Annotated in this window: 8 protein-coding genes; 7 read left to right on the forward strand and 1 reads right to left on the reverse strand. The window is 70.4% G+C overall.

Annotated features, from left to right (window positions below):
• Position 1: 1 nt before the first annotated feature.
• From pgaB to pgaD, 3 genes are read left to right on the forward strand one after another with little or no spacing between them, the layout of a single operon-like run.
• A complete protein-coding gene (gene pgaB / locus AOZ49_RS07245; protein ID WP_054474741.1) occupies positions 2-2,035 on the forward strand; it encodes a poly-beta-1,6-N-acetyl-D-glucosamine N-deacetylase PgaB in 2,034 nt (677 codons plus the stop codon).
• Positions 2,032-3,369 (forward strand): poly-beta-1,6-N-acetyl-D-glucosamine synthase, encoded by a 1,338-nt coding sequence (gene pgaC / locus AOZ49_RS07250; protein WP_054474742.1) that lies wholly within the window; start codon positions 2,032-2,034, stop codon positions 3,367-3,369. Before pgaB ends, pgaC begins: the two co-directional genes overlap by 4 nt.
• Positions 3,366-3,827, forward strand: coding sequence for a poly-beta-1,6-N-acetyl-D-glucosamine biosynthesis protein PgaD (pgaD, locus tag AOZ49_RS07255; protein WP_054474743.1), 462 nt, complete (start codon positions 3,366-3,368; stop codon positions 3,825-3,827). The genes pgaC and pgaD overlap by 4 nt, the downstream gene beginning before the upstream one ends.
• Before the next feature lie 58 nt (positions 3,828-3,885).
• Here pgaD and AOZ49_RS07260 read toward each other — a convergent pair whose 3' ends face one another.
• A complete protein-coding gene (locus AOZ49_RS07260; RefSeq protein WP_054432313.1) occupies positions 3,886-5,130 on the reverse strand; it encodes an MFS transporter in 1,245 nt (414 codons plus the stop codon).
• Between the two features lie 170 nt (positions 5,131-5,300).
• Here AOZ49_RS07260 and AOZ49_RS07265 point away from each other — a divergent pair, with 170 nt between their 5' ends.
• The 4 genes from AOZ49_RS07265 (at position 5,301) to AOZ49_RS07280 (ending at position 10,670) form a co-directional block, all read left to right on the forward strand.
• Entirely contained in the window at positions 5,301-6,107 is an 807-nt protein-coding gene (locus AOZ49_RS07265) for an AraC family transcriptional regulator (protein WP_054432314.1), read from the forward strand.
• A 215-nt stretch (positions 6,108-6,322) separates the two neighbouring features.
• Positions 6,323-9,025 (forward strand): penicillin-binding protein 1A, encoded by a 2,703-nt coding sequence (locus tag AOZ49_RS07270; RefSeq protein WP_054474744.1) that lies wholly within the window; start codon positions 6,323-6,325, stop codon positions 9,023-9,025.
• Between the two features lie 144 nt (positions 9,026-9,169).
• The gene (locus AOZ49_RS07275; RefSeq protein ID WP_054474745.1) at positions 9,170-9,685 is read left to right on the forward strand and encodes a sigma-70 family RNA polymerase sigma factor; all 516 of its coding nucleotides are present in this window, start codon (positions 9,170-9,172) and stop codon (positions 9,683-9,685) included.
• Positions 9,672-10,670, forward strand: coding sequence for a FecR domain-containing protein (locus tag AOZ49_RS07280; RefSeq protein WP_054432317.1), 999 nt, complete (start codon positions 9,672-9,674; stop codon positions 10,668-10,670). The genes AOZ49_RS07275 and AOZ49_RS07280 overlap by 14 nt, the downstream gene beginning before the upstream one ends.
• The last annotated feature ends 104 nt before the right edge of the window (positions 10,671-10,774 follow it).

Raw genomic sequence — 10,774 nt, forward strand, 5'->3', positions numbered from 1 at the left:
CATGTTGCTCAAGCTACCCACCCGACTCCTGCTGGCGGCCCTGCTGCTGCTGGCCATCCTGGCGCTGACCGCCTGCGCCAAGGACATCCCGGTCTACACGCCGCCCGCCGAACGGCCCGCGGCCGCCGCCGAAAAACCCTGGGCGCCCGGGAATTTCCTGGCGCTGGCGTACCACGACGTCGAGGACGACGACCCCGACCAGGCCTTTCTGAGCGTGCGCACCGACCGCCTCGTCGACCAGCTGGCCTGGCTGCGCGAGAACGGCTACCAGGCCGTTTCGGTCGACCAGATCCTGGCCGCGCGCCAGGGCGGCAAGCCGCTGCCCGAGCGCGCCGTGCTGCTGTCGTTCGACGACGGCTACCGCAGCTTCTACACCCGCGTGCTGCCGATCCTGAAGGCCTACCGCTGGCCGGCGCTGCTGGCGCCGGTGGGCACCTGGATGGACACGCCGGCCGGCAAGCCGGTGGATTTCGGCGGCAGCCCGGAACCGCGCAAGCGCTTCCTGGACTGGGACGAAATCCGCGCCATCTCCCGCTCCGGCCTGGTCGAGATCGCGGCGCACACCGACGCCTCGCACTACGGCGCCCTGGCCAACCCGCAAGGCAACACCGAACCGGCCGCGGCGATCCGCGCCTACGACGCCAAGACCGGCCGCTACGAAAGCGAGGCCGAGTTCGACGCCCGCATGGGCGGCGACGTGCGCGCCATCAGCCGCAAGATCGAACAGGTCACCGGCAGGAAGCCGCGCGTCTGGGTCTGGCCTTACGGCGCCGAGGGCGGCAGCACGCTGCGCATCGCCGCGGAAAACGGCTACGAACTGGCGCTGACGCTGGAAGACGGCCCCGGCCGCCTGGACCGCCTGATGTCCACGCCGCGCATGCTACTGGCCAGCGATCCGCCGCTCAAGCCCTTCGCCAACAGCATCGTCGGCATGGAGGCCGCGCCGTTCATGCGCGTGGCCCACGTCGACCTGGACTACGTCTACGACCCGGACCCGGCGCAGACCGACCGCAACCTGGGCGAACTGGTGCAGCGCATCCTGGACCTGCAAATCAACACCGTGTTCCTGCAGGCGTATTCGGACCCCACCGGCGACGGCCTGGTGCGGTCGGTTTACTTTCCCAACCGCTGGCTGCCGGTACGCGCCGACCTGTTCAACCGCGCCGCCTGGCAGCTGCACAACCGCGCCAACGTCATGGTGTACGCCTGGATGCCGGTGCTCGCCTACGACCTGGACGCCTCGATCCCGCGCGTCACGCGCTGGCAGCCAGGCCAGACCGAGGCGCGGCCCGATCCGGACCAGTACCGCCGCCTGTCACCGTTCGACGCCACCGCGCGGGCCCGCATCGGCGACCTGTACGAGGACCTGGCGCGCCATGCCATCTTCGACGGCATCCTGTTCCACGACGACGCCGTGCTGTCCGACTTCGAGGACGCCAGCCCCGGCGCGCTGGCGGCCTACCGCGCCGCCGGCCTGCCCGCCGACATCGGCCAGCTGCGCGCCGATCCGGACACGCTGCAGCGCTGGACGCGCTTCAAGAGCCGCGCCCTGGTCGACTTCACCGCCGAGCTGACCGACCGCGTGCGCGCCGTGCGCGGCCCGCAGATCAAGACCGCCCGCAACATCTTCGCCATGCCGATCCTGGAGCCGCAGTCGGAAACCTGGTTCGCGCAGAACCTGGACGACTTCCTCGGCGCTTACGACTGGACCGCGCCGATGGCGATGCCGTTGATGGAGAACGTGCCCAAGGGCCAGGAAAACGCCTGGCTCGACCGGCTGGTCGACGCCGTGGCGCGGCGCCCCGGCGCGCTCGACCGGACCGTGTTCGAACTGCAGGCGCGCGACTGGCGCGCCGGCCCCGGCCGCCCCGAGGCCACGCCCATCGACACCGCGGTATTGGCCGGCTGGATGCAGCGCCTGCAACTGCGCGGCGCGCGCAGCTTCGGCTACTACCCCGACGATTTCTCGCAAGACCAGCCCCGGTTGCAAGGCATCCGGCCCGCCATCTCCGAAGCCTGGTATCCCCTCCGATGATCGACCGTCTGATTGCCCTGATTATCCTGCTGGCGGTGCTCGGCGCGCCGTTCGGCTTCACCATGATGCTGACCGGCCAGGCGCTGCTGGGCTTCGTCTTCTTCTACCCGCTGTTCATGTCCGGCATGTGGATGGCCGGCGGCCTGTACTTCTGGTGGCACTGGGAACGGCGCTGGCAATGGGGTCCCGGATCGGCGCCGCCGGCGCTGGCCGGCGATCCGCTGGTGTCGATCCTGGTGCCCTGCTACAACGAGGCCGACAACGGCGAAGAGACCCTGCTGGCGGCGCTCAACCAGCGCTACCCGAACATCGAGGTCATCGCCATCAACGACGGCTCCAGCGACGGCACCGGGCCGATGCTGGACCGCCTGGCCGAACAGCATCCGCGCCTGCGCGTGGTGCACCTGGCGCAGAACCAGGGCAAGGCCATGGCGCTGCGCATGGGCGCGCTGGCCGCGCGCAGCGAATACCTGGTCTGCATCGACGGCGACGCGGTGCTCGACCCGGACGCCGCCGCCTACCTGGTGGCGCCGCTGATCGACAACCCGCGCGTGGGCGCGGTCACCGGCAACCCGCGCATCCGCACCCGCTCGACCCTGATCGGCCGCATCCAGGTGGGCGAGTTCTCCTCCATCATCGGCCTGATCAAGCGCACCCAGCGCGTCTACGGCCAGGTCTTCACCGTATCGGGCGTGGTCGCCGCCTTCCGGCGCGCGGCGCTGGACCGGGTCGGCTACTGGAGCCTGGACATGATCACGGAGGACATCGACATCAGCTGGAAGCTGCAGCGCGACCACTGGTCGATCTTCTACGAGCCGCGCGGCCTGTGCTGGATCCTGATGCCGGAGACGCTGCGCGGGATCTGGAAGCAGCGCTTGCGCTGGGCCCAGGGCGGCGCCGAGGTGTTCCTGAAGAACCTGCGCTCGATCTGGAGCTGGCGCCACCGCCGCCTGTGGCCGCTGATGCTGGAATTCTGCCTGTCGACCGCCTGGGCCTTCGCCTTCGGCGTCTCGGTGCTGCTGTGGCTCGTCAGCCAGGTCGTGACCCTGCCCAACAACATGCACATCGCCAGCCTGATGCCGCCCGCCTTCACCGGCATGATGCTGGCGATGGTGTGCCTGCTGCAGTTCGCCATCAGCATCCTGATCGACCGCCGCTACGAGCCGGGCCTGTGGCGCGCGCTGTATTGGGTCATCTGGTACCCGCTGGCCTACTGGATGGTGAGCCTGTTCACCACCCCGGTCAGTTTCCCCAAAGTCATGCTGCGCAAGCAGGCCGAGCGCGCGCGCTGGACCAGCCCCGACCGCGGCATCAAATCACCGGACGCATCATGATCATCACCACGCAACGCTCGCGCGCGGGCTATCTGTTCGACCTGCTGCTGACCGCGGTCGGCTGGTTCGCCTTCGTCTACCTGTTCGGCGCCGGCATCGCCGCCATCCTGCGCGGCGCGGCCAGCGGGCCGCAGGCGCCGCTCTGGCCGACTTTCCTGCCCACGCTGCAGACGCTGGGCAGCTATGCCGTGCTGGCCCTGTTGAACGCCGCCCTGCTGGTGCTGTGGGCCGCCTACAACCACCTGCGCTTCGGCGGCAAGGACCGGCGCCAGCCGATCAAGCCGCTGGATGACCACCGGCTGGCCCTGAGCTTCGCGGTCACGCCGCGCCAGATCGCGCAACTGCGCGCCACGCGCGTGGCCGTCATCCATCACGGCGACGACGGCGAGATCCAGGGCATCGAAAGCGCCCGCCCGCGGCTGGCCGCCGTGCCCGCGGCGGCCAACGCCGCCGCCTGACGCCGCGGTCCGCGCCGCGCGGCGGCGCCTGCCGGGGCGCTGCGGCGCGCGGCCGGCGTCAGGCGCGCTTGCGCTCCACGCTCGGCAGCAGCACCGCCACCACGCCCAGCAGCGGCAGGTAGGCGCAGACCTGGTACACATAGCCGATGCTGGTGGCATCGGCCAGCTTGCCCAGCGCCGCCGCGCCCAGCCCGCCCATGCCGAAGGCAAAGCCGAAGAACAGGCCGGCGATCATGCCGACCTTGCCCGGCACCAGCTCCTGCGCATACACCACGATGGCCGAGAAGGCCGACGCCAGCACCACGCCGATGATGACCACCAGCACGCCGGTCCAGAACAGGTTGGCATGCGGCAGCAACAGCGTGAACGGCGCCACGCCCAGGATCGACACCCAGATCACGATCTTGCGGCCGATGCGGTCGCCCACCGGCCCGCCCACCACCGTGCCCACCGCCACCGCGGCCAGGAACAGGAACAGGTACAGCTGCGCCTCGCGCACCGACAGCGCGAACTTGTCGATCAGGTAGAAGGTGAAATAGCTGTTCAGGCTGGCCAGGTAGAAGTACTTCGAGAACACCAGCAGGCCCAGCACGCCCAGCGCGCCCAGCACCTGGTTGCGCGTCAGGCCGTGGCCGCTGCCCTCGCGGCGGGCGCGCGGCTTCAGGCGCACGCGGTTGGCGCTGTACCAGCGGCCGATGCCGGTCAGCACCACGATGCCGAACAGCGCCGCCAGCGAGAACCAGGCCACGCTGCGCTGCCCGTGCGGGATGATGAACAGCGCCGCCAGCAGCGGCCCCAGCGCCGAGCCGACGTTGCCGCCCACCTGGAACAGCGACTGCGCCAGCCCGTGGCGTCCGCCCGAGGCCATGCGCGCCACCCGCGACGATTCCGGATGGAACACCGACGAGCCCGTGCCCACCAGCACCGCCGCCACCAGCAGCCAGCCGAACGACGGCGCCACCGACAGCAGCAGCAGGCCGGCCAGCGTGAAGCCCATGCCCACCGGCAGCGAATACGGCTTGGGATTGCGGTCGGTGTAGAAACCGATGAACGGCTGCAGCAGCGAAGCCGCCAGCTGGTACACCAGCGTGATCAGGCCGATTTGCGCGAACGACAGGCTGAACGAATCCTTCAGCATCGGGTAGATGGCCAACAGGATCGACTGGATCATGTCGTTCATCAGGTGCGCCACGCTGATGGCGCCCAGCACCGCGAACGCGGTGGAAGGGTCGGCAACGGCGGGGTTCGGCGCCGACGCGGCGCGGTCCGGCAGCCCGGCGGCGGGATTCTGGGCGGAGTTCATGGATAGGGAAAAGGCGAAAGGAAACGGAAATGCGTCCGACCCCATGCCGGACGTCCGGACAGTGTAGGAACGCCGGCCCGCCCACGCCTGACAATTTTCGTCGGGAAAGTGACAAAATAGCGTTTTTCCCGCAATGAATCCGGCTTCCTCCTTTTGTCGGAAGTGACACCATGCCAACCCGGCCCGCCCGCCTCGACCCCGCCCGCAGCATCGACGCCCAGGACTACCAGGACCGTCCCCGCGGCGTGACGGCGATGGCCAAGGAATTCACCGCCGGCGCCCGCACCGGCGCCCACTCCCATCCGCGCGCCCAGCTCATCTACGCCGTCGAGGGCGTGATGCACGTCACCACCCCGAGCGGCTTCTGGGCCCTGCCGCCGCTGCGCGCGCTGTGGGTGCCGGCCGGCGTGCCGCACGGCGTCGACATGATCGGCGCGGTCTCGATGCGTTCGCTGTACATCCATGCCGACGCCGCGCGGGCCTACTGGCCGCAGTGCCAGGTGATCGAGGTCAGCGGCCTGCTGCGCGAGCTGATCCTGGCGCTGACCGCCGAGCCCATCGACTATCCGCTGGGCGGCCGCGCCGAACAGGTGGCCGCGCTGATCCTGTCCGAACTGGCCGCCGCCCGCGTGGTGCCGATCCAGATTCCCTGGCCGCGCGACCGCCGCCTGCAGACCATCTGCGAAGCCATCCTCGACCGCCCCGGCCTGCAGCGCGGCATCGAGGACTGGGCCGGCGAGGTCGGCGCCAGCGCGCGCACGCTGATCCGGCTGTTCCAGGCTGAATTGGGACTGAATTACCGCCAGTGGGTGCAGCAGGTGCGCCTGGCCGACGCGGTCTGCCGCCTGTCGCTGGGCGTGCCGGTGGCGCGCATCGCCGCCGACCTGGGCTACCGCAGCCCCAGCGCCTTCAGCGCCATGTTCCACCGCGCGCTGGGCGCGCCGCCGCAGCGCTATCTGCGGGCGGAAGCGCCATGACATCTGCAACCGGCCTTGCCGTTTGTCACGGCGCGCAATACATTTCAGCGCGCGCTTGCCATGTCGCGCTGCGCGAAACCCGCGCAGCGCGTATGCTCAAACCCGTCCCCATATCCTTGACCCACCCGCCGGTTCCTCCCCGCGGGCAAGTTTGGTTACCGAAACCTTCCGGCGCCGTCGCCGGTCTATAGCGTTCTGCCCTAGAATCGCCTGCAATGAGCACCCCCCAGCAATCCTCCGCCACCCCGGGCGGCAAATCGGGCTTTCCCTGGAAACGACTCCTCGTCAAAGCCGCCGTCGCCGTCGCCGGCCTCGGTGTCTGCGGGGCGGTCCTGGTCGGCCTGGCGCTGGCGATCGCCTGGCCCAGCCTGCCCGACCTGCACGCCATGACCGACTACCGGCCGCGGGTGCCGCTGCGCATCTACACCGCCGACAAGGTCCTGATCGGCGAATACGGCGAAGAACACCGCAACGTGCTGCGCTTCGACGAGATCCCGCCGGTGATGCGCCAGGCCGTGCTGTCGGCCGAGGATGACCGCTTCTACCAGCACGGCGGCGTCGACTGGATGGGCATGGTGCGCGCGGTGCTCGTGAACCTCGTCAAGCAATCCAAGACCCAGGGCGGCAGCACCATCACCATGCAGGTGGCGCGCAATTTCTACCTGTCGTCCGAGAAGACCTATTCGCGCAAGTTCTACGAACTGCTGCTGACCTACAAGATTGAATCCGAGCTCACCAAGGACCAGATCCTCGAGCTCTATATGAACCAGATCTACCTGGGCCACCGCGCCTATGGGTTCGCCGCCGCCTCGCGCACCTACCTCGGCAAGCCGCTGTCCGAAGTGACGCCGGCCGAGGCCGCGATGCTGGCCGGCATCCCCAAGGCCCCATCGCGCTTCAACCCCATCACCAACTTCCCGCGCGCCGAGATCCGCCAGCACTACGTGCTGGGCCGCATGAAGACGCTGGGCTACCTGACCCCGGAACAGGCCGACGAGGCCCTCAAGCAGCGCCTGGTCATCCGCGGCGCCGACGGCTCCAGCACCCGCGGCTTCGCCATCCACGGCGACTACCCGGCCGAACTGGCGCGCCAGCTGATGTACGGCGTGTTCCAGGAGCAGACCTACTCCAAGGGCATCGACGTCTACACCACGATCGACTCCAAGGACCAGGAAGCCGCCTACCGCGCCGTGCGCGATGGCGTGATGGACTACACCCGCCGCGCGCCCTACCCCGGCCCCGAAGACCAGATCGAACTGCCCGACGGCGTCGAGAAGGACCCCGCGGCGCTCGACGACCTGCTCGACGGCGTGCAGGAAAAGACGCCCGACAGCGAAGACCTGCTCGCCGCCGTGGTGCTGGCCGCCAGCCCGCAGGAAGTGACCGTGGCCCGCAGCGCCCGCGACATCATCACCATCTCCGACAAGAAAGCGCTGTCGGTGGTGGCGCGCGCGCTCAACCCCAAGGCCAGCGACAGCCAGCGCATCCAGCGCGGCTCGGTGGTCTACATCCACAAGAACGGCGACGGCTGGGAAATCATCAACATGCCGGCGCTGCAGGCGGCGCTGGTGTCGATGGTGCCGCAGGACGGCGCCATCCGCGCCATGATCGGCGGCTTCGACTACAACCGCGGCACCTTCAACCGCGTCACCCAGGCCTGGCGCCAGCCGGGCTCGAACATCAAGCCGTTCGTCTACGCCGCGGCCCTGGAGCGCGGCCTGACGCCCGCCACCCAGATCTCCGACCAGCCCTTCATGCTGACCGCCGCCCAGACCGGCTCGAAAGACTGGCAGCCCAAGAACGACGGCAACCGCTACGAGCCGATGCTGACGCTGCGCCAGGGCCTGTACAAGTCCAAGAACATGGTCACCATCCGCATCCTGCAGGCCATCGGCCCGCAGTACGCGCAGGACTACCTGACCCGCTTCGGCTTCGACAAGGCCCGCTGGCCGGCGGTGCTGCCGCTGGGCCTGGGCGCCGGCGGCGCCACGCCGCTGCAGGTGGTCAACGGCTACAGCGTGTTCGCCAACGGCGGCTACCGCGTCACGCCCTACCTGATCGACAAGGTCACCGACCGCTCGGGCAACGTGCTGATGCAGGCGCAGCCGGTGGTGGCGGGCGACGCCGCCGCGCGCGCCATCGACCCGCGCACCGCCTGGGTCATGGACGACATCCTGCGCGGCGTCACCACCAGCGGCACCGCGGCGCGCGCGCACCAGGTGCTCAAGCGCAACGACATCGGCGGCAAGACCGGCACCACCAACGAAGCGGTCGACGTCTGGTTCTCCGGCTTCACCCCCACCCTGGCCACCACGGTCTGGATGGGCTTCGACCAGCCCAAGTCGCTGGGCACCAACGAATTCGGCAGCGGCCTGGCGCTGACCACCTGGCTCGACTACATGCAGCCGGCCCTCAAGGGCGTGCCCGAGACCAAGCCGGCGCCGCGTCCCGACGGCCTGCTGGTGGACAACGGCGAATACTATTTCAACGAATTCCCGCCGGGCCAGGCGGTGGCCTCGCTCGACCTGTCCAGCGGCGACCCGCTGACCGACTTCCTCAACAACAACCGTTCCACCGACGGCGTCGACAACTCGGTGCGGCCCCTGCCCGCGCCGGGCGCGACGCTGCCGCCGGCGACTCAGCCCCAGGCGGGCGCGCCGCAGCAGGCGCCCGCGCAGCCGGCGTCCGCACAGCCGGCGCCGGGCCAGCAGGCCCCGGTGGCGCAGCCGATTCCGATCCCGGCCGCCGGCAGCGGCACGCTGGGCGGCGCCTTGGGCGGCGCTTCCGGGGGCAACCCGGGCGGCGACGGCGGCAACACCCCGATCCCGCCGATCCCGGTGCCGCGCGTCGACGCCGACACCCCGGCCCGCGCCAGCGCCATCAGCGGCATCGGGCCGCTGGCCGCGCGGCCGCTCTAGCGATCCTCCTTCGGGCCCGTCCAGCACGGGCCGATCCGCCCGGGAAAGACCGGCTTGCCGGCGCGCGCGCGGATCAACTATGATCCGGAATAATTCGCATTCCGGATCATGGAATGCGCCGCGCCAACGCCACGCCAGTCCATCATGTCCGCGACCGGGACCTCCCCCCAGCCCATCGAAGTGCTTTACGGTGACCACCACGGCTGGCTGCGTGGCTGGTTGCGCAAGCGGCTGGGCAACGCCTTCGACGCCGCCGATCTGGCGCACGACACCTACGTCCGCATCCTGGCCTCCGGCGCCACGCCGCAGCCGGACCAGTCCCGCCGCCACCTGACCCAGATCGCCAACGGCCTGCTGATCGACCTGTACCGCCGCCGCGGCATCGAGGCCGCCTACCTCGAGGCCATCGCCGCGCTGCCGGTGGCGCTGGCGCCGTCCGAGGAAGTCCGCGCCCTGGCGGTCGAGGCCCTGATCGAAGTCGACACCATCCTGCACAAGCCGCCGCCCAAGGTCCGCATGGCGCTGCTGCTGTGCAAGCTCGACGGCCTGAGCTACCGCGAGATCGCCGAACGGCTGCACGTGTCCGTCTCCTCGGTCGAGAAGTACGTCGCGGCGGCGCTGCTGGCGTGCTACCAGGCCCTCTACGATGGCGCGCACTGACGCGGCCGCCGGCCAGGGGCCGGCGATCGATCCCGCGGTCGTGCGCCGCGCCTCGGCCTGGATGGCGCGGCTGTGGTCGGGCGAGGCCAGCGCGGCCGACCGCGCGGCCTGTGACGCCTGGCTGGCCGCCCATCCCGACCACCTGCGCGCCTGGCGCCGCCTGCAGGTCATGGACGCCAAGCTGGCCGGGGTCTCCGAGCCGGCCTCCCGCACGGTGCTGCTCGACGCCCGTCCGCAGGCCTATGCCGCGCGCCGCAAAGCGCTGCGGACACTGGGCATCGCGGCGGCCGCCACCGCCGGGGCCACCCTGCTCTGGCGCGAAAGCGGGCGCTGGGGCGTGCTGACCGCCGACCACCGCAGCGCCGTCGGCGAGATCCGCGACATCACCCTGGCCGATGGCTCCCGCGTCGTGCTCGACAGCGGCTCGGCCATCGACGTGCGCTTCGATCGCCACGAGCGCCGCATCCTGCTGCTGGCCGGGGAAATCCTGGTGTCGACCGCTGTCGATGCCCAGGACAGGCCGTTGCGCGTGCAGAGCCGGCAAGGCATGGTGCAGGCGCTGGGCACCCGCTTCACCCTGCGCGACGCCGGCCCGCAGGCGCACCTGGCGGTCTACCAGGGCGCGGTCGACGTTTATCCCGGCGCGGCCACCCAGGCGGTCCTGCGGGTGCATGAGGGCGAGCGCACGCGCTTCGACCCGCAGCGCGCCGAACCGCCCGCCGCGGCGCGCGAGGCCGACGCCGCCTGGACGCGCGGCGTGCTGCTGGCCGAGGACATGCGGCTGGCGGACTTCACCGCGCGGCTGGCCCGCTACCGCAGCGGCTTCCTGCGCTGCGACCCGGCCGTCGCCGACCTCCGCGTCACCGGGGTCTTCCCCCTGCGCGACACCGACCGCGCCCTGCACAACCTGACGCTGGGCGTGCCGGTCGACATTCACACGTTCAGCCGCTATTGGGTCACCGTCGGCCCCAGGGCATCACGCTAGGGCGCAACGACCGCCAGAAGCGCCCCGCGCAAACCCTGGCCCCTGTTGCAATTTTTGTTGGCGCGGCATTGAGGAAATCGCCCGCTCGTCCGGAAGACATAGCA

The organism is Achromobacter sp. 2789STDY5608615 (assembly GCF_001298995.1).
Classification (GTDB): Bacteria; Pseudomonadota; Gammaproteobacteria; order Burkholderiales; family Burkholderiaceae_B; genus Achromobacter; species Achromobacter insuavis.